General features: G+C 55.3%; 20 protein-coding genes and 1 other RNA gene. 10 read left to right on the top strand and 11 right to left on the bottom strand.

Annotated features, from left to right (window positions below; all coding sequences use genetic code 11):
• Window positions 1-62: 62 nt before the first annotated feature.
• Both J2X14_RS16985 and J2X14_RS16980 read left to right on the top strand, forming a co-directional pair.
• A non-coding RNA gene (locus tag J2X14_RS16985) (RtT sRNA) lies at window positions 63-186 on the top strand.
• Window positions 187-389: 203 nt separating this feature from the next.
• A complete protein-coding gene (locus J2X14_RS16980) occupies window positions 390-749 on the top strand; it encodes a FlxA-like family protein (protein WP_352412353.1) in 360 nt (119 codons plus the stop codon).
• On the opposite strand, the gene J2X14_RS16975 is transcribed toward J2X14_RS16980, so the two are convergent.
• Window positions 746-1666, bottom strand: coding sequence for a LysR family transcriptional regulator (locus J2X14_RS16975; RefSeq protein WP_352412352.1), 921 nt, complete (start codon window positions 1664-1666; stop codon window positions 746-748). The two genes, J2X14_RS16980 and J2X14_RS16975, sit on opposite strands and share 4 nt — an antisense overlap.
• Before the next feature lie 93 nt (window positions 1667-1759).
• Between J2X14_RS16975 and J2X14_RS16970 the strand changes: the two genes are divergently transcribed.
• Window positions 1760-2776, top strand: a complete 1017-nt coding sequence (locus tag J2X14_RS16970) for a bile acid:sodium symporter family protein (protein WP_352412351.1) — start codon at window positions 1760-1762, stop codon at window positions 2774-2776.
• A 29-nt stretch (window positions 2777-2805) separates the two neighbouring features.
• On the opposite strand, the gene J2X14_RS16965 is transcribed toward J2X14_RS16970, so the two are convergent.
• The 3 genes from J2X14_RS16965 to zipA all read right to left on the bottom strand — a co-directional run bounded on the left by J2X14_RS16965 (window position 2806) and on the right by zipA (window position 6143).
• Window positions 2806-3024 (bottom strand): DUF3820 family protein, encoded by a 219-nt coding sequence (locus tag J2X14_RS16965; RefSeq protein WP_352412350.1) that lies wholly within the window; start codon window positions 3022-3024, stop codon window positions 2806-2808.
• Entirely contained in the window at window positions 3017-5044 is a 2028-nt protein-coding gene (ligA, locus tag J2X14_RS16960) for an NAD-dependent DNA ligase LigA (protein ID WP_352412349.1), read from the bottom strand. Before ligA ends, J2X14_RS16965 begins: the two co-directional genes overlap by 8 nt.
• Before the next feature lie 67 nt (window positions 5045-5111).
• Entirely contained in the window at window positions 5112-6143 is a 1032-nt protein-coding gene (gene zipA, locus J2X14_RS16955) for a cell division protein ZipA (protein WP_352412348.1), read from the bottom strand.
• A 218-nt stretch (window positions 6144-6361) separates the two neighbouring features.
• Between zipA and cysZ the strand changes: the two genes are divergently transcribed.
• The 5 genes from cysZ (at window position 6362) to crr (ending at window position 11353) form a co-directional block, all read left to right on the top strand.
• Window positions 6362-7144: a sulfate transporter CysZ gene (cysZ, locus tag J2X14_RS16950; protein WP_352412347.1), complete on the top strand. Its 783-nt coding sequence runs from the start codon at window positions 6362-6364 to the stop codon at window positions 7142-7144.
• Window positions 7145-7299: 155 nt separating this feature from the next.
• Entirely contained in the window at window positions 7300-8268 is a 969-nt protein-coding gene (gene cysK, locus J2X14_RS16945) for a cysteine synthase A (RefSeq protein WP_352412346.1), read from the top strand.
• Window positions 8269-8664: 396 nt separating this feature from the next.
• The gene (gene ptsH, locus J2X14_RS16940) at window positions 8665-8922 is read left to right on the top strand and encodes a phosphocarrier protein Hpr (RefSeq protein WP_038624898.1); all 258 of its coding nucleotides are present in this window, start codon (window positions 8665-8667) and stop codon (window positions 8920-8922) included.
• A 156-nt stretch (window positions 8923-9078) separates the two neighbouring features.
• On the top strand, window positions 9079-10806 hold the full coding sequence (gene ptsI / locus J2X14_RS16935; protein ID WP_352412345.1) for a phosphoenolpyruvate-protein phosphotransferase PtsI: 1728 nt from the start codon (window positions 9079-9081) through the stop codon (window positions 10804-10806).
• A 43-nt stretch (window positions 10807-10849) separates the two neighbouring features.
• On the top strand, window positions 10850-11353 hold the full coding sequence (crr, locus tag J2X14_RS16930) for a PTS glucose transporter subunit IIA (protein ID WP_352412344.1): 504 nt from the start codon (window positions 10850-10852) through the stop codon (window positions 11351-11353).
• Between the two features lie 63 nt (window positions 11354-11416).
• On the opposite strand, the gene J2X14_RS16925 is transcribed toward crr, so the two are convergent.
• On the bottom strand, window positions 11417-12766 hold the full coding sequence (locus tag J2X14_RS16925; RefSeq protein ID WP_352412343.1) for an ATP-binding protein: 1350 nt from the start codon (window positions 12764-12766) through the stop codon (window positions 11417-11419).
• Window positions 12763-13443: a response regulator transcription factor gene (locus tag J2X14_RS16920; RefSeq protein ID WP_352412342.1), complete on the bottom strand. Its 681-nt coding sequence runs from the start codon at window positions 13441-13443 to the stop codon at window positions 12763-12765. Before J2X14_RS16920 ends, J2X14_RS16925 begins: the two co-directional genes overlap by 4 nt.
• A 170-nt stretch (window positions 13444-13613) precedes the next feature.
• On the opposite strand from J2X14_RS16920, the gene J2X14_RS16915 reads away from it, so the two are divergent.
• Together J2X14_RS16915 and J2X14_RS16910 are read left to right on the top strand one after the other, a co-directional pair.
• Complete coding sequence (locus J2X14_RS16915) at window positions 13614-14804, top strand: efflux RND transporter periplasmic adaptor subunit (protein WP_352412341.1); 1191 nt, start codon at window positions 13614-13616, stop codon at window positions 14802-14804.
• A complete protein-coding gene (locus J2X14_RS16910) occupies window positions 14804-16741 on the top strand; it encodes a MacB family efflux pump subunit (RefSeq protein ID WP_352412340.1) in 1938 nt (645 codons plus the stop codon). The genes J2X14_RS16915 and J2X14_RS16910 overlap by 1 nt, the downstream gene beginning before the upstream one ends.
• 162 nt (window positions 16742-16903) lie before the next feature.
• Here J2X14_RS16910 and cysM read toward each other — a convergent pair whose 3' ends face one another.
• The 5 genes from cysM to cysP form a co-directional block, all read right to left on the bottom strand.
• Window positions 16904-17785: a cysteine synthase CysM gene (cysM, locus tag J2X14_RS16905; protein WP_352412339.1), complete on the bottom strand. Its 882-nt coding sequence runs from the start codon at window positions 17783-17785 to the stop codon at window positions 16904-16906.
• Window positions 17786-17857: 72 nt separating this feature from the next.
• On the bottom strand, window positions 17858-18946 hold the full coding sequence (cysA, locus tag J2X14_RS16900) for a sulfate/thiosulfate ABC transporter ATP-binding protein CysA (RefSeq protein ID WP_352412338.1): 1089 nt from the start codon (window positions 18944-18946) through the stop codon (window positions 17858-17860).
• The gene (cysW, locus tag J2X14_RS16895; protein ID WP_352412337.1) at window positions 18936-19811 is read right to left on the bottom strand and encodes a sulfate/thiosulfate ABC transporter permease CysW; all 876 of its coding nucleotides are present in this window, start codon (window positions 19809-19811) and stop codon (window positions 18936-18938) included. The genes cysA and cysW overlap by 11 nt, the downstream gene beginning before the upstream one ends.
• On the bottom strand, window positions 19811-20644 hold the full coding sequence (cysT, locus tag J2X14_RS16890) for a sulfate/thiosulfate ABC transporter permease CysT (RefSeq protein WP_352412336.1): 834 nt from the start codon (window positions 20642-20644) through the stop codon (window positions 19811-19813). The genes cysW and cysT overlap by 1 nt, the downstream gene beginning before the upstream one ends.
• Window positions 20644-21654 (bottom strand): thiosulfate ABC transporter substrate-binding protein CysP, encoded by a 1011-nt coding sequence (gene cysP / locus J2X14_RS16885; RefSeq protein ID WP_352412335.1) that lies wholly within the window; start codon window positions 21652-21654, stop codon window positions 20644-20646. Before cysP ends, cysT begins: the two co-directional genes overlap by 1 nt.
• Between the last annotated feature and the right edge of the window lie 144 nt (window positions 21655-21798).

Raw genomic sequence — 21798 nt, 5'->3', positions numbered from 1 at the left:
AGGCGAAGCCGAGTTATCCTGCACGACCCACCAGTGTAGAAAGGCGCCCTAAAGGCGCCTTTTTGCTATGCGTAATCGGCAGGATGAGAACCTGCGCAGGTTCGGGCCGAGCGTAGCGAGACAACGTTGCCGCAGGCAACGGCCCGAAGGGCGAGGCGAAGCCGAGTTATCCTGCACGACCCACCAATGTAGAAAGGCGCCCTAAAGGCGCCTTTTTGCTATGCGTAATCGGCAGGAAGCGAACCTGCAGCAGGTTCGGGCCGAGCGTAGCGCGACCGTTGCCCACAATACGCTTTCACTTCCTTAACGGTTATTTTACGCTTCAACGTCTCAAGCTCTCCTTAATCACAACCGATAAACGTATCGGTCTATTAAACAAGGAGAAGATCGTGACAACTATTACTACCTCCACGCCAGGTGCCAGCCAGGGCAGCAGCGCCAGCGCATCCAGCGGCGGTAACGACGTATCATCACAAATTTCCCGTATCACTAACCAGATCACGAAACTGCAAAAACAGCTGAAAGAGCTCAGCAACTCCAGCGGTACCGCCGAAGAGAAGCAGAAACAGCAAGAGCAGATTCAGGCGCAAATCAAACTGCTGCAGGCACAGCTGGCGCAGCTACAGCGTCAGCAGGCCGAAGAGGCGACGAAAAAGCAGGAAGCGAAAGATGGCAGCAGCGGCAGCACGAAAATCGCCGATGGCGTGAATCGTCCCAATGCAGACAATCAGATCAACGTTTATATTTAAAAAGCGGGCATTTTTTGCCGCTGTTGCGTCAGCAGCATCGCCTGCTGTCGCACTTCCTGCCAGATAACCTCGGCGGCGGGCGTCAGGGAGCGATTTTTCCGGCGGATCAACATCAGCGTACGGTTAATTTCCGGCAACAGTCTACGCACCATCAGTGGCCGACCGGCGGGCAATGGCAAAGCCAGCGCAGGCAAGATACTGATCCCGATCCCCGCCTCTACCATCGGATAAAGCGTGGTGGGATGACCAATTTCCTGCGCAATCTCAGCCTCCACCCGCTGTTGCTTAAGCGCCTCGTCAATCAACACCCGGCTACCGGAAGCATAATCCTGTAGCACCAGTGTGCGCCCATTCAGTAATTGCCAGTGAAGCGTTTCAACCTGCGCCAGCGCATCATCCTGACGGCACAGCAGCAAAAAAGGCTCATCAAGGATCGGCTGCGAAGCAAACTCGCCTGCGGTCAGCGGCCCCACGACGATACCGAAATCCACTTCCGCATCGCGCACGCTTTGCAACACCCACTGCTGTGGTCGGTCACGCAGCGTCACTTTGATTTCCGGGTAATGCAGTTGACTGGCGGCCAGGCATTGCGGCATCAGATGTGCAGAGATCGTCTGGCTGGCCGCCACCCGCACCGTGCCGCTGCGCTGCTGCCCAAAACTGCGCGCATCCAGCAGCGTGGCATTCAGCTCCTCCAGCAGGCCTTCAAGACGTTTAGCCAGCTGCTGCCCTGCGCCCGTTAACATCACTTCGCGCGTGGTACGGTCCAGCAAGCGGATGCCCATCTCCGCCTCCAGCTCTTTAATGCTATGGCTGACCGCTGACTGACTTAGGCCAATCATCTGCCCTGCCTGGCTGAAGCTTCCGTACTGCGCTACGGCAACAAATACCCGCAGCTGTCGTAGCGTATAATTCATCTGTTTTATTCATTAATGGATGCAATAAATCAATTTTATTTCTAAACCCGTCTGACGCACAATAGGACATCGAATTTTAACCAGGTTTTAACAATGCGAATTTTGCGTCTCGATCCCATGATGGTCAAGCTACTGATCGTCGTGCTGCTGGCAACGTTTTTGCCAGCAAAAGGCGGCTTTGTGGCCTTTTTTGAATGGCTGACCACCGCCGCCATTGCGCTGCTGTTTTTTATGCATGGCGCGAAGCTTTCACGTGAAAGTATCATTGCCGGTAGCAGCCACTGGCGGCTACATCTGTGGATCATGTTCAGTACCTTTGTCCTGTTCCCGATTCTGGGGCTGTTGCTGGCCTGGTGGCATCCGGTCAACGTGAGCGATGAAATTTATACCGGCTTTGTTTATCTCTGTATTCTGCCAGCCACGGTGCAGTCCGCTATCGCCTTTACCTCAATGGCGGGTGGCAACGTAGCGGCGGCGGTCTGTAGCGCCTCCGCCTCCAGCCTGCTCGGCGTGTTTATCTCTCCGCTGCTGGTCAACCTGGTAATGAATATTCATAGCGAGATGCCTGGCAACGGTCTGGAGCAGATTGGGCGCATTATGCTGCAGCTGCTGGTGCCTTTTGTGCTGGGACACCTGTCACGTCGCTGGATTGGCGGCTGGGTTGAACGTCATCGCAGCCTGATAGGCAAAACCGATCAGACGTCGATTCTGCTGGTGGTCTATTCCGCCTTTAGCGAAGCAGTGGTGAATGGTATCTGGCATCGGGTGGGCGTAAGCACGCTGCTGTGGATTGTGGCGGGGAGCGTGTTGCTGTTAGCGATTGTGCTGCTGATTAATATTCTGGTGGCGCGCCTGTGCGGCTTTAAGCGCGCGGATGAGGTGACGATTCTGTTCTGCGGCTCGAAAAAGAGCCTGGCGAACGGCGTACCGATGGCCAATATTCTGTTTCCTGCCGCCTCGGTGGGGATCATTGTGCTGCCGCTGATGGTGTTTCATCAGATACAGCTGATGGTTTGCTCGTATATTGCTCAGCAGTACAAGAAGAAAAATGAAGCCGAACTGCGGGCCAGTTCGGCGAAAGGCAAAGCGGTAATGGAATCACAGAAATAAACCTGACGCGCCGTCGTTGACGGCGCGTATTAACCGGTACGTTTAAGCGGCTTCACCAATCCTTCCAGCCCTTCAATCTTAATCGCCAGCGTTAACTGCATCAGCTCGCCCAGCTGCCCGGCGGGAAATTCGCCCTTGCGGGCGAACCACAGCAAATAAGGTTCAGGCAGATCGATCAACACACGTCCCTGATATTTGCCGAAAGGCATCACGGTATTGGCGATCTCGACCAGCTGCTGTTTATCCATTCTGGCTATCCAGCAGGCGAATCATTTCTGCTTCGTCAATCACCTCGATGCCCAGCTCCTGCGCCTTCGCCAGCTTGGAGCCTGCGGCTTCACCCGCAATCACCAGATCGGTTTTCTTCGATACGCTGCCGCTGACTTTGGCGCCCAGCGCCGTTAAACGCTCTTTCGCTTCATCGCGCGACATGATGCTTAGCGAACCGGTCAGCACCACGGTTTTACCGGCAAACGGGTTATCCAGCTCTTCGACATTCACCAGCGTGATGGCCGGCCAATGGATACCCATCTCCTCAACCAGCTGGCGAATTACCTCGCGGTTGCTCTCTTCTTCCATAAAGTTGCGCACGTGTGAGGCGACGATTTTGCCCACATCCTGCACCGCAATCAGCGCATCCAGATCGGCATCCATAATCTTTTCCAGCGAGCCGAAATGGTTCGCCAGGTTAACCGCGGTTGCCTCGCCGACTTCGCGAATGCCTAACGCATAGAGAAAACGCGGCAGCGTGGTACTTTTCGCCTTTTCAAGCGCATCGACCACATTTTGCGCCGATTTAGGCCCCATACGATCCAGACCGGTCAGCAGCCCGGCGCTGAGACGGAACAGATCGGCAGGCGTTTTGACATACTCTTTTTCCACCAGCTGATCGATAATTTTATCGCCCATGCCTTCAACATCCAGCGCACGCCGCGAGACAAAATGCTTCAGCGCTTCTTTACGCTGCGCGCCACAGATCAGGCCGCCGGTGCAGCGAGTTACCGCCTCGCCCTCAACACGTTCCACGTCCGAGCCGCACACCGGGCAGTGGCTGGGGAAGGTGATTTCGCGCGTATCGTCAGGACGTTCGGATTCCACCACATTGACCACCTGCGGGATCACATCGCCTGCGCGGCGAATCACCACGCGATCGCCAATACGTAGGCCAAGGCGCGCGATTTCATCGGCATTATGCAATGTCGCGTTGCTGACCAGCACGCCCGCCACCTGTACCGGCTCCAGGCGCGCCACCGGCGTAATCGCACCGGTACGACCCACCTGAAACTCAACGTCACGTACGTGGGTAAGCTGCTCCTGCGCCGGAAACTTAAAGGCGATGGCCCAACGCGGCGCACGGGCTACAAAGCCCAGCCGCTCCTGCAACTCTTGCGAATCAACTTTGATTACCACGCCATCAATATCAAAACCAAGCTGCGGGCGGTCGCGTTCTACCTGATGATAGAAATCCAGCACCTCTTCCGCGCTGTGAAGGCGGCGAATACGATCGCTGACCGGAATGCCCCAGGCCTTAAACTGCTGCAAGCGTTCCCAGTGACTGTGCGGCAGCTCTCCCCCTTCCACCAGCCCGATGCCATAACAGAAGAAGGTTAACGGACGCTTCGCGGTGATACGCGGATCAAGCTGACGCAGCGATCCCGCCGCCGCATTACGTGGATTGGCGAAAATCTTCCCACCGGTGCGACGCGCTTCGGCGTTTAGCTTTTCGAAACCAGCCTGATTCATAAACACTTCGCCACGCACTTCCAGCCGTGCCGGGATGTTATCCCCTTTAAGACGCAGCGGAATGGCGCGGATAGTGCGTACGTTGGTAGTGATGTTTTCCCCGGTCGTGCCGTCGCCACGCGTGGCGGCCCGCACCAGCAGGCCATCTTCATACAGCAGGCTGACCGCCAGCCCATCCAGCTTCAGCTCGCAGCAAAAGGTAATATCGTCGCTGCTTTTCAGCCGATCCTGCACGCGCTTATTAAACGCGAGGTAACCCGTTTCGTCGAAAACGTTATCCAGCGAGAGCATCGGCACTTCGTGACGTACCTGCTCAAAAGCGGTTAGCGGCGCGGCACCTACGCGCTGGGTGGGTGAGTCGGGCGTGATGAGATCGGGGTGCTGCTCTTCCAGCGTACGCAGTTCGCGCATCAGGCGATCGTATTCCGCATCGGGAATTTCCGGCGTGTCCAGCACGTGATACAGATATTCGTGATGACGAAGCGTGGTTCGCAGCTCAGTGATTTTTTCTTGTACGGATTCCATAACGCACCATCAGAGAAAGAAAACCCCCGACAAGCGGGGGTTCAGGGAACAAAGCGGGAACCGGCTATCAGGCGTTCGCGTCGACCACGTCGCGAATGCGCGCCTTATAGGTTTCCAGTTTTTGCGGCGTCATCATACGACGCTCATCATCCAGCACCACGCCGCCGACATCGTCAGCGATACGCTGCGCCGACTGCAGCATTAACTTAAAGTTTTGATGTGGATCGCCATAGGAAGGCACCATCATAAAAATAGAGACGCCAGGCGTGGAAAAGTCAGACATGGCATCCGGGTTAAAAGAGCCCGGTTTCACCATATTCGCCAGGCTGAACAGCACCGGGCCGCTGCCTGCCGGACTTAAATGACGATGGAAAATATTCATTTCACCAAACTGGAAACCCGCCTGCAACACGCCCTGCAGCAGGCTTTCTCCGTTTAATTCGCCACCGGCATGGGCCGCGACATGCAACACCAGCACTGTCTCTTTGCGACGCGCTTCTTCACGCGGCTGCGGCGCAGGCTCTGCTGCTACCGACGCCGCTGGCGCCTCGCTGGCAACGGTGATAACCGGCTCGTCATCATCATCCAGCCACTGCGGTTCATCATCAAGTAAAGGATCGACAGGCTTTTGCACCGGCGTTTCCGCCTGACGCACAGGCGGCTGTACGCGCGGGGTCGCTGGCTGAGGCGCGCTTTGCGGACGCGGCTCAACAGGCTCATGTTCAACCGCAACGGAAGGCTCGCCGTCAAACAGCGGATCGCGTTCCGGCTGCGGCGCTACCGGCACCGCCGAACGCGTAGGCTGCGGCTTAGGCGCAGCGGGACGTGGCGCGGGCTCTTCGTCTTCTGCGCTAAATCCATCAAAAGAGGGTTCATTATGTGAAGATTTTGTCGGCGTACGTCGGACCCGAACTTCACCCACACCATTGACGTCCTCTTCGGTCAGGCTCTCTTCTTGATCCTGTTTTAAACGCTTGTGCGGGCGATCGCGAAACACAGATGAGCGCTCTTTACGGCTGGTCCACAGCCCGTGAAGCAGCAGCGCTATTATGGCGATCGCGCCAACAACGATTAATATCAGACGCAAATCCTGCATCATTGTATTCTCTGTTGTTCCAATACCTTGCCACCACGGCAAACTTTATCCTCTAACTGTATTTGTCCCGCTAAACAAGTGCAAGTCTGCACCGGCTTTTCTGACAAATAAGATAGAGCCATCCCGCTTTTTTGCTGTTTTTTCAGCCAAAAGGCAACTGGTAACCGCAAAAAGCCAGGTTATGATAGCCTGGCCTGCTAAACAGAGGAGAAAAACTGTCGATGGCCACGGTTCAACCCGCTTCATATAATGGTATTCACTACTTCGCTCAGGGTTGGAAACTGATCCGCCTGCCGGGCATTCGTCGTTTCGTTATTATTCCCCTGTTGGTGAATATTATTTTGCTCGGTGGCGCCTTTACCTGGCTGTTTTACCGCCTCAGTGAATGGATTCCCCGCGTGATATCGCATGTGCCTGACTGGCTACAGTGGTTAAGCTATCTGCTCTGGCCGCTGACCGTGCTGTCGATTGTGCTGGTGTTCAGCTACTTTTTTTCCACCATTGCTAACTTGATCGCCGCGCCCTTCTGCGGCCTGCTGGCGGAACAGCTGGAAGGACGACTGACCGGCCATCCCATGCCTGACAGCGGCTGGCTGGCGCTGATAAAAGATATTCCGCGCATCATGAAGCGTGAATGGCAAAAACTTGCCTGGTATTTACCGCGCGCGCTGGGGCTGTTGCTGCTTTACTTTATTCCTGGTTTCGGACAAACCGTCGCGCCGGTGCTGTGGTTTTTGTTTAGCGCCTGGATGCTGGCGATTCAATACTGCGACTATCCTTTTGATAATCATAAGGTCAGCTTTCAGGCCATGCGCGGCGCGCTGCGTCAGCATAAAACGGCGAATATGCAGTTCGGCGCGCTGGTGAGCCTGTTTACCATGATCCCGCTGGTCAATCTGGCGATTATGCCGGTGGCGGTCTGCGGCGCAACGGCAATGTGGGTCGATCGCTATCGCAATCAGTTGGGTACGCAGGCGGTGCGCTCCACGGATATAAACCGGTAACGATCTGCTGGCGGCCGCTATGCACCTATCTTATGCATTTTTGCAAAGGCTTATTTCAGCTAAACATATACATATACTATTTCCTTCCTTCCTTGCGAAAATGGAAAAGGTATGCTTTCACGGTTCCCTGAAATTCATACAGTTAAGGACAGGCTATGAGTAAGATTTATGAAGACAACTCTTTGACAATCGGTCATACGCCGCTGGTTCGTCTGAACCGCATCGGCAATGGACGCATTCTGGCGAAGATTGAGTCACGCAATCCCAGTTTCAGCGTTAAATGCCGTATCGGTGCCAATATGATTTGGGACGCAGAAAAGCGCGGAATTCTGAAACCGGGCGTAGAGCTGGTTGAACCTACCAGCGGCAACACCGGCATTGCGCTGGCTTATGTCGCGGCAGCCCGTGGTTATAAACTCACGCTAACCATGCCGGAAACCATGTCGGTTGAACGTCGTAAACTGCTGAAGGCGCTGGGTGCCAGCCTGATGTTAACCGAAGGCGCAAAAGGCATGAAAGGCGCGATTGCTAAAGCAGAAGAGATTGTTGCCAGCGATCCGGATAGATTTCTGATGCTGCAGCAGTTCAGTAACCCGGCGAACCCGGAAATTCATGAAAAAACCACCGGTCCTGAAATCTGGGAAGATACCGACGGTCAGGTTGACGTGTTTATTTCTGGCGTCGGCACCGGCGGCACGCTAACCGGCGTAGCGCGTTACATTAAAAATACCAAAGGCAAAAAAGATTTAATCGCCGTCGCGGTGGAGCCGACCGATTCACCGGTTATCGCTCAGACGCTGGCGGGACAGGAAGTGAAACCCGGCCCGCATAAAATCCAGGGCATCGGCGCAGGCTTTATCCCTGGCAACCTTGACCTTAGTCTGGTGGATAAAGTGGTGGCGATCACTAACGAGGAGTCGATTTCCACTGCCCGTCGCCTGATGGATGAGGAAGGCATTCTGGCCGGTATCTCCTCTGGCGCCGCCGTTGCCGCCGCACTCAAGCTGCAGGAAGACGAAGCCTACGCCAATAAAAATATCGTTGTTATCCTGCCCTCTTCCGGCGAGCGCTATCTGAGTACTGCACTGTTTGCCGACCTGTTTAGCGAAAAAGAACTGCAATAGTAGTGCCAGGATGTCTGTATTGTCGCAAAAAGCGCCTTCCGAGGTGCTTTTTTGTGGCGCACTTCAAATTTTTACCACCCCTGACATTGATTCACTCTGGTAGCTCTGGTATTTAAGCTGACATTATTTCGAACCGCAAAATTAATCACGGTTTGAACTGGATCAAGCTGAATCGATTTACTGATTTGGCGGAATAGCGCAACACGCGGCATAATGAGGAGTAGAGCAGCGAAGCGAAAACCCCTGTTTTTTTGCCCCGTCCGCTCTCATACCTTAATTGCGCATTTTTTGGTGAGTCCCGTACTCGAACCAGCGCGACCTTCACAGGCTAAAGTTTCGCCGCCAGGCTAGACTTTAGAGACAAAACACCAAACCTAATTAAGTTGGGGAAACATAATGTTCCAGCAAGAAGTTACCATCACCGCACCTAATGGCCTGCATACTCGTCCGGCTGCTCAGTTCGTTAAAGAAGCAAAAGCTTTTGCCTCAGAAATCACTGTGACGTCCAATGGTAAATCTGCCAGTGCGAAAAGCCTGTTCAAGCTGCAAACTTTGGGTCTGACTCAGGGAACCGTGGTGACGCTGTCTGCTGAAGGTGAAGATGAGCAGCAGGCCGTTGAGCACCTGGTTAAATTGATGGCTGAACTCGAGTAATCGTCCAGCCGCCGAAAACCGTTTCATCAGGCAACTGAGTGCAAACATATTGATCGCGGACATTATGTCCGCGTTGTTGCATCCGTAAAGTACGGTTCCGCAGGATCCTGGCACCTCGTTTCGCCTGGTAGGCATCGTTATAATAAAGGTAGAGTTATGATTTCAGGCATTTTAGCATCACCGGGTATCGCTTTCGGCAAAGCACTTTTGCTGAAGGAAGATGAAATCGTTATCAACCGGAAGAAAATTTCTGCCGATCAGGTTGATCAGGAAGTGGCGCGCTTTCTTGAAGGTCGTGGTAAAGCCGCTGAACAGCTTGAAGCCATAAAAATTAAAGCGGGCGAGACGTTCGGCGAAGAAAAGGAAGCGATCTTCGAAGGCCACATTATGTTGCTGGAAGACGAAGAGCTGGAGCAGGAAATCATCAGCCTGATTAAAGATGAAATGGCGACGGCGGATGCCGCGACCCATAGCGTCATTGAAGGTCAGGCCAAAGCACTGGAAGAGCTGGATGATGAATATCTGAAAGAACGTGCTGCCGACGTACGCGATATCGGTAAGCGTCTGCTGCAAAACATTCTTGGTCTGCATATTGTCGACCTGAGCGCGATTAAAGACGAAGTGCTGCTGGTTGCGAAGGATCTGACCCCTTCCGAAACCGCACAGCTGAATTTGAAAAAAGTACTGGGCTTCATTACCGATCTTGGCGGCCGTACTTCACACACCTCCATTATGGCGCGTTCGCTTGAGCTGCCTGCCATTGTTGGCACCGGTGACGTCACCAGTCGCGTTAAGAACGATGATTATGTGATTCTGGATGGCGTTAACAACAAGGTTTACGTTAACCCGACTGCTGAAGTCATCGAAGAGTTAAAAGCGGTACAGCATCAATATCTGAGCGAGAAAACTGAACTCGCTAAGCTGAAAGATCTGCCGGCGATTACGCTGGACGGACATCAGGTTGAAGTTGGCGCTAACATCGGCACCGTGCGTGATATCCCGGGCGCTGAGCGTAACGGCGCAGAGTGTGTGGGTCTCTACCGTACCGAGTTCCTGTTTATGGATCGCGATGCGCTGCCAACCGAAGAAGAGCAGTTCCAGGCTTACAAAGCCGTTGCTGAAGCGATGGGTTCTCAGGCGGTTATCGTCCGCACCATGGACATCGGCGGTGATAAAGACCTGCCGTATATGAATCTGCCGAAAGAAGAGAACCCGTTCCTTGGCTGGCGCGCTATTCGTATCGCCATGGATCGCAAAGAAATTCTGCATGCCCAGCTGCGTGCTATCCTGCGCGCCTCTGCTTTTGGCAAGCTGCGCATTATGTTCCCGATGATCATTTCCGTTGAAGAAGTGCGCTTCCTGAAAGCGGAGCTGGAGATGTTAAAAGCCCAGCTGCGTGAAGAAGGCAAAGCCTTTGACGAAACCATTGAAGTCGGCATTATGGTGGAAACGCCAGCTTCAGCCGTTATCGCCCGTCATCTGGCGAAAGAGGTGGACTTCTTTAGTATTGGGACAAACGATCTGACGCAGTATACTCTGGCCGTCGATCGCGGTAACGAGCTGATTTCGCACCTTTATAACCCAATGACGCCGTCAGTTCTTGGTTTGATTAAGCAAGTTATTGATGCATCTCACGCCGAAGGCAAGTGGACCGGCATGTGTGGTGAGCTGGCCGGTGATGAACGTGCTACACTACTGTTATTGGGAATGGGGCTGGATGAATTCAGCATGAGTGCCATTTCTATCCCGCGCATCAAGAAGATCATCCGCAATACGAACTTCGAAGATGCGAAGGCATTAGCAGAGCAGGCTCTGGCTCAACCGACCGCGGAAGAGTTGATGAACCTGGTCAACAAGTTCATTAAAGAAAAAACACTCTGCTGATTCCGCGATACGCTGGCCCAACATTACTGCTTAGGAGAAGATCATGGGTTTTTTATCCAAACTTTTTGGCGATAAAACAGAAAGCGCATCTGGCACCATTGAGATCGTCGCCCCGCTGTCTGGTGAGATCGTAAATATTGAAGACGTGCCAGACGTAGTATTTGCGGAGAAAATCGTTGGCGATGGCATCGCAATTAAACCAGCAGGCAACAAAATGGTTGCGCCGGTTGATGGCACCATCGGCAAAATTTTCGAAACCAACCATGCATTCTCTATCGAATCAGATAGCGGCATTGAGCTGTTTGTTCACTTCGGTATTGATACCGTTGAGCTGAAAGGCGAAGGCTTCAAACGCATCGCGGAAGAAGGCCAGAAAGTGAAGAAAGGCGACGTGGTCATCGAGTTTGATCTGCCGCTGCTGGAAGAGAAAGCAAAATCTACCCTGACGCCGGTAGTGATCTCGAATATGGATGAGATCAAAGAGCTGACTAAGCTCACCGGTCAGGTGGTTGTTGGCGAAACGCCGGTTATTCGTATCAAGAAATAACGGCTTAAACGCGAAGTAAAACGGCACCTTCGGGTGCCGTTTTTTATGGTGGTTACCTGAAAATTAACTTTGCCAGTGCGGCAAACGGATAATCATCTCTAAACCGCCGTTGCGTCCGTTCAATGCCTGAACTTCGCCATGATGCGCCAGCACCACTTTACGCACAATCGACAGCCCTAAACCGTAACCTTTGCCCTGCATCGGCGAGTTTACGCGTACAAAAGGATCGAAAATGCTGGAAAGCTTGTCGGCATCCACCCCCGGCCCGCTGTCGCTTATGCGCATCGTCAGCCAGCCGCCCTCTGGTTGTAACGTTACGCTAACCACCTGCCCTTGCACCGAATAGCGCAACGCGTTACGCACCACATTTTCTATCGCCCGACGGATTAATTCGGCGTTGCCTTTGACCGTGTAGTCGGCGTTTTCCTCAGTCGCCAGCGTAATCTCTACGCCGGGAAGCTGCGCCTCATAACGCGCATCGTTCACCACCGTTTCCAGCAGGCCATAAAGATCGAAATATTGCTCGTCGGGCATCTTTTCATTCTCAGCGCGCGACAGCGTCAGCAGCTCGCCAATCATTTTATCCAGCCGTCGCGCCTCTTCATCAATGCGATCCAGCGACGCATTCACCGAATCCGGCGTCTGACGCGCCAACCCCGTTGCCAGCTGTAGTCGCGCCAACGGCGAACGCAGCTCATGAGAGATATCATGCAGCAGTTCTTCGCGCGCTTTAACCAACACCGCCAGCCGCTCCACCATCGCATCAAAGTCACGCGCCACTACGGAAAACTCGTCGTGACGACGACGCATCTGCGGATAAAGCCGAACAGAGAGATCGCCATTCGATACGCGGGTAAAGCCCAGGCGTAATTGCCGCATCGGGCGCGTCAGGTTCCAGGCCAGCAGCGAGCTGAACAGCAGCCCCATCACCCCGGCAAACCAGAAGACCGGCTCAGGAATATTCAGGATCTTACGCGGCGGGCCGCCCATTTCGCTGTCTTCTCGCAGCCCCTTGACGTCATAGCGCAGCTGATACTGTTGGCCATCCGCGCCGGTCACCCATTCAATTACCTGATCGGGAAAGCCGCGCCCCGACAGAGAAGGCTTCAGCTGCTGGCGTGAAACTTCCTGCGGCGGTATCGGCATCGGCGTGACGGAAAAAAAGCGCCGATCGCCGGGCGACCAGTCCGACATCATATTGTCCAGCGCAGGCAGGCCGCCATGTTGTAATACCGATACCGCAGAGGCCATCTGCAAATTAACAATACGCCGCGTCGCGATATGCTCTGGCGGTTCGCGGTGTCGGCCATAGAGAGTAAATCCCAGCCACAGCAGCTGGCTGATCAGAATAAACACCAGCAGAAAGCCAAATAATATCTTCCAGAACAGGCGACCACGAAAACGGTTATTCATCGAATGCGATAGCCGATGCTGCGTACGGTTTCGATATTGATGGCATCGCCGGTCAACGTGGCGAGTTTCTGCCGGATATTGCTGATATGCACATCCACGCTGCGATCGTACGCTTCGCGCGGTCGTCCCAGCCCTTTCTCCGACAGCTCATCTTTGGAAACCACCCGATCGGGCGCCCGCAGCAGCAAATCGAGCAGATTAAATTCGGAAGCGGTAAGATCAAACGGCTTTTTTTTCCATTCGCTGATGCGCGTCGCGGGGTTAAGCGTCAAATCGCGCCAGCGCACCACCTCTTGCTTCTCCTGCTGCGCAGGCAGCTCCTCGAAGCGACGCAACACGGCGCGCAAACGCGCTACCAGCTCACGCGGGTAGCAGGGTTTAGGCACATAATCATCGGCGCCCATCTCCAGCCCGATAACCCGATCGATGTTATCCCCTTTCGCCGTCAGCATAATGACCGGAATGCGGCTGCTCTGTCGCACCTGACGCAGCACGTCAATGCCGCTCATATCGGGCAGCATAATATCCAGAATCATCGCCTGATACGCCCCGGACAGCGCGCCATTAACGCCGGCCTGGCCGGTCAGCACCAGCGAGGCGTCAAAGCCTTCGCCCAGCAAATATTCGCTGAGCATGGTGCCCAGCTCCAGGTCGTCGTCAACTAACAGAATTTTCATGGATCTACTCTCACAAAGGGTTGGCGTTATTTTGTCCTTAAGCGGAAAAGTGCGCAGCTGAATTTACTCAATCCTTACAGAGAGGCTTGCCCGATTAGGCTGCGGTTTCACTTTATTGTGGCAGGCTTTTACGTTATACCAGTGCTTTCTTCGTACCAGGGATATTTACCATGGCATTAGGCCGCACCTTATTTAGCCGCAAGGGAATTTTACTGCTGCTATTGTTAATTATTGTTGTGATTATTGCCTGGATGCTACTGCCTCAGCGCAAAGCGCCCACAGAATTTTTAACCGCGACGGTAGAACAACGTCCGCTACAGCAGGCGGTGCTGGCAGACGGTACGCTTACCGCCAGCAAACTGGTCAGCGTCGGCGCGCAGGCCTCTGGTCAGATCAAAAGCTTACGCGTCGAACTGGGCGATCAGGTTAAACAAGGTCAGCTGGTAGCGGAAATCGACAGCATGACCCAGCAAAACGCCCTACAAAACGCGCAGGCGGCGTTAAAAAACATTGAAGCGCAGCGGGCAGCAAAACAGGCGCAGCTCGTCAACTATCGCGCCGCCTTTACCCGTCAGCAGACGATGCTGGCTAAAAATCTGACCGCGAAAGCGGACTATGACAGCGCGCTGGCGACGCTCAGCGCCACCGAAGCGGAAATCCGTGCGCTGGATGCGCAGATCGTGCAGGCGCAGATTGAAGTCAACACCGCGCAGGTTAACCTTGGCTACACGCGCATTGTGTCGCCGATGGACGGCACGGTGGTTTCCGTTCCGGTGGAAGAAGGACAAACGGTTAACGCCGTACAAAGCGCGCCAACGCTCATCAAGGTAGCGAATCTCGATACCATGACGGTGAAGGCGCAAATCTCTGAAGCGGACGTGATCAAGGTCGAGCCAGGGATGAAAGTCTGGTTTACCGTGCTCGGCGAGCCGCAAAAACGCTATGAAGGCACGCTGCGCGCCATCGAACCGGCGCCGGACTCAATTAATAACGACACCAGCAGCCTCACCAGCGCCTCCAGCAGTTCCAGCGAGAAAACCGCCATCTACTATTACGGGCTGTTTGATGTACCGAACCCGCAGCATCGCCTGCGTATTTCCATGTCGGCAGAGGTGCATATTGTGCTGGGCGAACGACAAAATGCGCTGGTGATCCCCGCAACCGCCATTGATCATATTGATGGTAAAACGTCGGTACAGGTGCTGGACGCCAACCAACAGGTAACGCGCCGCCAGGTCGTGGTTGGGCTGAATGATAATGTCGAAGCGGAGATCGTTTCCGGCCTGAAAGCTGGCGAAAAAGTGGTACTGAGCCAGCGCAGCGCAGCTGATGCCCCCGCTGGCGGCACGGAGCCACAATAATGGCGCTGCTACAGCTGAATAATATCTGCCGTTCTTTTCAGAATGGCGAGCAACAGGTACAGGTGTTGCACAATATCAATCTGGCGATTGCGTCAGGTGAATTCGTTGCCATCGTAGGGCAGTCGGGGTCGGGCAAATCGACGCTCATGAATATCCTTGGCTGCCTGGATAAACCCAGCGCAGGTGAATACGTTATTGCCGATCGCGCGGTCTCGGCGCTGGATAACGATGCGCTGGCGGCGCTGCGGCGTGAACATTTCGGCTTTATCTTCCAGCGTTATCATCTGCTCAGCGGGCTGACCGCACTGGGCAATGCCGAAATGCCCGCCATCTACGCAGGCCAGGCGCTACAGGCGCGTCGTGAACGCGCCGCCGCCCTGCTTACCCGTCTCGGCCTTGGCGAGCGTCTGCATTATCGTCCAGGACAGCTTTCCGGCGGTCAGCAGCAGCGCGTCAGTATCGCGCGTGCGCTGATGAACGGCGGCGAAGTGATTCTGGCCGATGAGCCGACCGGCGCGCTGGATAGCCATAGCGGTGAAGAGGTGATGCGCATTCTGCATGACCTGCATCAGCAAGGGCACACCATTATTGTCGTGACGCACGATATGCAGATTGCGCAGCATGCGCAGCGCATTATTGAAATTCGCGACGGGGATATTCTCAGCGACAGCCAACGCCAGGTTTCGCCAGCTATCCCGCGCCAGGTTACGCCGCGCGCAACAGGCAACCCCTGGCGCGCCACGCGCGATCGGCTGACGGAAGCGTTTCGCATGGCGCTGGTGTCTATGATGTCGCAGCGCTTACGCACTTTCCTCACTATGCTCGGCATTATTATCGGTATCGCCTCGGTGGTTTCGGTGGTGGCGCTGGGTAAAGGATCGCAGCAAAAAATCCTGCAGGAAATCAGCTCGATGGGCACCAGCACGCTGGAGATCTACCCCGGCAAAGATTTCGGCGATATGAACTCGGCATCGATTCAGACGCTGCGCGCCAGCGATGCCGATGCGCTGGCTCACCAGCCTTATGTTCACAGCGTAACGCCGCAGATCTCAACCAATACCACGCTTAAATACCGCAATCAGGCGCTGACGGTATCAGTTAACGGTGTCGGCGAGCAGTTTTTCGCCGTGCGCGGCTATCAGGTGACGCAGGGCATGGCCTTCGATCGTCAGGGCGTGGATAAGCTGGCGCAGGAAGCGGTGATTGATAAAAACACCCTTAAACGGCTGTTTCCCAACGGAGAAAATCCGCTGGGCCAGATCGTGATTTTAGGGAACATGCCGGTGCGGATTATTGGCGTTGCTACCCATCAGAGCAGTTTTGTTAATGACAGCAACCTTGATATCTGGGTGCCCTACACCACAGTGATGAAGCGGATGGTGGGACAAACCTGGCTCAGCGGCATCACCGTACGGGTACGTGACAACGTCGATTTGGCGCTGGCGGAGCAAGGCGTGACGCGTCTGATGATGCAGCGTCATACCAGCAAGGATTTCTTTATTTTTAACGCCGACAGCATTCGTCAGACCATACAAAGCACCACCGATATTATGACGCTGCTGGTGGCGATGATCGCGCTGATTTCGCTGCTGGTGGGCGGCATCGGGGTGATGAATATCATGTTGGTTTCGGTGACCGAGCGAACCCGTGAAATTGGCGTACGTATGGCGGTAGGCGCACGTGCCAGCGATATTATGCAACAGTTTTTAATTGAGGCGGTGCTGGTCTGTCTTACCGGCGGGATTATCGGCGTGCTGTTGTCGCTGGTGCCGGGCTTCGTTCTGGCGCAGACCACCAGCCGTTTTGGTATGATTTATTCGCCGGCCTCGATTGTGGCGGCCTTTGTCTGTTCCAGCCTGATCGGCATACTATTCGGCTTTTTCCCGGCAAGACGCGCCGCGCGGCTCGATCCGATTCACGCCCTGGAGCGCGAATAGCGCGGATATTGGCACTGAGCGGCACAAGCCTGGTGCTGAGCCAGACCACAGGTAAAGACGTAAACGTCTTAATGCTGAATGTGCGTCCTGCGTCGACTATGGCGCAGGACGCGTTACGCTTACCGCTGCGACCTGAATCGAGCGGCCGACTGCTGCGTGGCGCTACTGATAAACGCCGGTGGAGAGATAGCGGTCGCCGCGATCGCAGACGATAGCCACCACTACGCTGCCCGGATTTTCCAGCGCGATGCGGATCGCGCCTGCCGCCGCGCCGCCGGAGCTAACGCCGCAGAAAATCCCTTCGCGCCGCGCCAGCTGGCGCATGGTCTCTTCCGCTTCGCCCTGCCCCATATCGATAATGCGATTAATCAGTTCAGGACGCCAGATGCCGGGCATATAGGCTTGCGGCCAGCGGCGGATGCCGGGAATACTGCTGCCCTCCTGCGGCTGCAAACCAATAATTTGCACCTGCGGATTTTGCTCTTTCAGATAGCGGCCAACCCCGGTAATGGTGCCGGTAGTACCCATGCTGGAAACAAAGTGCGTAATACGCCCAAGGCTTTGCTGCCAGATTTCCGGGCCGGTGGTGGCATAGTGCCCCAGCGGGTTATCGGGATTATTAAACTGATCCAGCACCTTGCCTTCGCCACGCGCCGCCATCGCCTGAGCCAGATCGCGCGCGCCCTCCATGCCTTGTTCCCGGCTGACCAGAACCAGTTCCGCGCCGTAGGCGCGCATTGCCGCCTGCCGCTCCTGACTCATGTTATCCGGCATCAGCAGCCGCAGACGATAGCCTTTCATTGCGGCGATCATCGCCAGCGCAATGCCGGTATTACCGCTGGTCGCTTCAATCAGCAGATCGCCGGGCGCGATCTCGCCGCGTTGTTCAGCACGCTGGATCATAGAGAGCGCAGCGCGATCCTTAACGGAGCCGGCAGGATTGTTGCCCTCCAGTTTTAGCCAGATCTCGCTGCCGTTGGCAGGCGTCAGGCGCTGCAGTTTAATCAACGGCGTATTGCCGATGGTGTTTTCCAGAGTCGTCACGGTCTATTCCTGGCAGACAACGTAACAGGGCGGGAAGATCCCGCCCTGCAAAAGATGAAGCGTTAGAAAATATCAGGCGCTTTCGGCAAAGGCAACCGCACGCAGCGGCGTATTACCCTGATAGAGGCGCGCCTGCTGCAGGCCAACGTAGAGACGCTCGCCGCGCTGCGGGGCGGCGTGCTCGCCCTCAAATACCAGACTAAACGGCTCCGTCTGCCAGCCAGCAGGCTGCACCAGCAGTTGCCAGAAGTGACCACGCGGGCTCGCTTCCAGAATATGTACCGGCAAAGGGGTTTCCAGGCTGCTCTGACGCGCAACATCAATCTCCCACGGACGCAGGAACAGCTCAACGGCACCCTGATGCGCAGGCGTATAGCCCAGCGGCCAACGATGCGCGCCGACGTGGAACTGCGAGCCATGCACTTCAGCATCAAAACGGTTCACTTCGCCGAGGAACTCCAGCACGAAACGGCTGGCCGGTTCGCGCCATACATCATCCGGCGTACCGACCTGCTCGATATTGCCCTGACTCATGACCACCACCCGATCGGCCACTTCCATCGCCTCTTCCTGATCGTGGGTCACAAAGACGCTGGTAAATTTCAGCTCTTCATGTAGCTGGCGCAGCCAGCGACGCAGCTCTTTACGCACCTGTGCGTCCAGCGCGCCGAAAGGCTCATCCAGCAACAGGATCTGCGGCTCCACCGCCAGCGCGCGCGCCAGCGCCACACGCTGTTTCTGGCCGCCTGAAAGCTGCGCCGGATAACGGGAGGCCAGATGCCCCAGCTGTACCATCTCCAGCAGCTGCGTCACCTTCTGTTTGATTGCCGCCGTGGAGGGTCGTTCACGACGCGGCAGCACCGTCAGGCCAAAAGCGATATTGTCGAAAACGGTCATGTGACGGAACAGCGCGTAGTGCTGGAACACAAAGCCAACCTGACGATCGCGCGCATGGACGCGGCTGACATCCTTCTCATGAAAGCGGATTTGCCCGCTGTTCTGATGTTCCAGCCCGGCGATAATGCGCAGCAGCGTGGTTTTCCCCGAGCCGGAAGGGCCAAGCAGCGCCACCATCTGACCAGAAGGAATATCCAGCGAGATGTCGTTAAGCACGCGCGTACGGCCAAACGATTTGTTGATTTGCTTAATCTCAATGCTCATGATTTTCCTCCTGCTGTAAACGCTTCTGCTGGTTCTCTAATCGCCATTGCAGCGCGCTTTTCAAAAACAGCGTCACTATTGCCATCAGCGTCAGCAGCGCGGCGGCGGTAAATGCGCCTACGCTGTTGTAGTCCTGATGCAGTAACTCAACCTGTAGCGGCAAGGTATAGGTCTCGCCGCGAATCGATCCCGACACCACCGAGACCGCACCAAATTCACCAATTGCGCGGGCGTTGGTCAGCACCACGCCATACAGCAGCGCCCAGCGAATATTAGGCAGCGTCACGCGGCGGAACATCTGCCAGCCCGATGCGCCCAACAGCACTGCAGCCTCGTCTTCATGGCTGCCCTGACTAAGCATCACCGGCACCAGCTCGCGCACCACAAACGGACAGGTAACAAAAACTGTCGCCATCACGATGCCGGGCCAGGAGAACATCAGCTGAATATGGTGCGCATCCAGCCAGCCGCCCGCGGGGCCGTTTACGCCCCAGAACAGCAGATAAATCAAACCGGCAACTACCGGCGAGACCGCAAAAGGAATATCAAACAGCGTCAGCAACAGCTGGCGGCCAGGAAAGGTAAAACGCGTCACCAGCCAGGCCAGCAGCGTGCCGAAAACCAGGTTAACCGGCACGGTAATCAACGCCACCAGCACCGTCAGCCAGATAGCGTGCAGCATATCGCCGTCGCTCAGGTTGCTCAGCGCGGCCCCGAGGCCCTGCGCCAGCGCCTCGGTAAAAATCGCGATCAGCGGCACCACCAGCAGTAAAAAGGAGACCAGCATGCCGATCGCGATCAGCAGCCATTTGCCCCAGTTAATGCGCTGGCGCTCAACGCCATTCAGTTGGCTAACATCTGCCATTAGTGACCTCCCAGACGACGGCCAAAGCGGCTTTGCAACGTGTTAATGGCAAACAGCAGCAGCAGCGAAGCGGCGAGGATCACCGAGGCGATCGCGCTGGCGGCCGGATAATCGAACTCCTGCAAACGAATAAAAATCATCAGCGAGGTAACCTCAGTCTTCCAGGCGATATTTCCGGCGATAAAAATAATCGCGCCAAATTCACCGAGGCTGCGGGTAAAAGAGAGCGCTGTGCCTGCCAGCAGCGCCGGTGCGACTTCCGGCAGCACCACGCGACGGAAACTTTGCCAGGGCGTCGCGCCCAGGGTTTGCGCCGCCTCTTCATATTCCGGCCCCAATTCTTCCAGCACGGGCTGAACGGTGCGCACCACAAACGGAATACTGGTAAAGGCCATCGCCACGGCAATCCCCAGCCAGGTATAGGAGACTTTGATATCGAACTGCGCCAGCCACTGCCCATACCAGCCGTTAACGGAAAAAAGCCCCGCCAGCGTGAGTCCGGCGACCGCCGTCGGCAGCGCAAAAGGCAGATCCATCAAGCCATCCAGCACGCTGCGGCCAGGAAAACGGTAACGCGTTAAAATCCAGGCCATCAGCATGCCGAACAGCGCATTAAACAGCGAAGCGACCGCCGCCGAAATCAGGGTAATTTTATAGGCCGCCACCACCTGCGGATTGGTGATCACCTGCCAGTACTGCGCCAGCGACATTTGCGCCAGCTGCATAATCAGGGCGCTCATCGGCAACAGCAAAATCAGGCAGGTGAAAAACAAGCTGCTGCCAAGACTGATGCCAAAGCCGGGAAGTACGCGTTTACTACTTGCTACAAACATTAACCGTGCCCCGCCGCTAACAGCTTATCCAGCTCGCCACCGCTGGCGAAATGGGTTTTCATGATCGTTTCCCAACTGCCGAAACGATCTTCCACGCGAAACAGCTCGGTTTGCGGAAAGTTCGCCTGCTGCATCAGCTCGGGGTTATTCACCCGATAATAGAATTTTGTCATTATCTGCTGCGCCGCTGGCGTATAGAGATAATTGAGATAGGCTTTTGCCGCCGCTTCGTTATGGTTTTTTGCTACGTTTTTATCCAGCCACGCGACCGGGAACTCAGCAAGAATATCGGTTTTCGGCACCACGACTTCGTAACCCTCTGGCGCATATTGGTTACGAATATTGTTCACTTCAGATTCAAAACTGATCAGCACATCGCCCAGGCCGCGCTCCACAAACGTGGTGGTTGCGCCGCGTCCGCCGGTATCCATCACCTGGACATTTTTCAGCAGCTGAGTCATGTACTGCGTGATTTTGGCGCGATCGCCGTTATTCGCTTTATCTGCCGCTCCCCAGGCTGCCAGCCAGGTATAACGCCCGTTGCCGGAGGTTTTGGGGTTAGGGAAAATCAGCTTAACGTCGCTGCGGACCAGATCGTTCCAGTCATGAATTTGCTTTGGATTGCCTTTGCGCACCAGAAACGCCATGGTGGAATAAAAAGGCGAGCTATGATTCGGCAGGCGCGCTTGCCAGTCGGCAGGCAGCAGACGGCCGCGATCGTGCAGAATTTGCACATCAGTGACCTGATTGTAAGTGACCACATCGGCCTTCAGCCCCTGAAGAATGGCCAGCGCCTGCTTTGACGATCCGGCGTGCGACTGGCGAATGGTGAGCTTGTCGTTCGGGTGCTGCTCATCCCACTGCTGAATAAAAGGAGCGTTCAGCGCGGTAAAGAGTTCACGTGAGACATCATAAGAGCTGTTTAACAGCTCGGTTGCCTGCGCGCCTGCGGCCAACAGCAAAGAGAGCGCCGCGCCGCTGAGAAACTTTTTCGCTACGGGAAAGGTCATTTCACACCCTGAGTATTGATCCGGCTCACATCACCGTATGCTCAGTGTATTTATAACTCAGGGCAAAGCTGTAACGGTTTTATATATCTTTTGCTGCTTTAAAAGTAGAAAAAAGCATAAGCGCGCGGCGAAGCTTAACCACAA

This window comes from Mixta sp. BE291, from assembly GCF_031457955.1.
Lineage (GTDB): Bacteria > Pseudomonadota > Gammaproteobacteria > Enterobacterales > Enterobacteriaceae > Mixta.
Note: the sequence above shows the minus strand (reverse complement) of the source record. Positions and strands in the feature narration are given on the sequence as shown.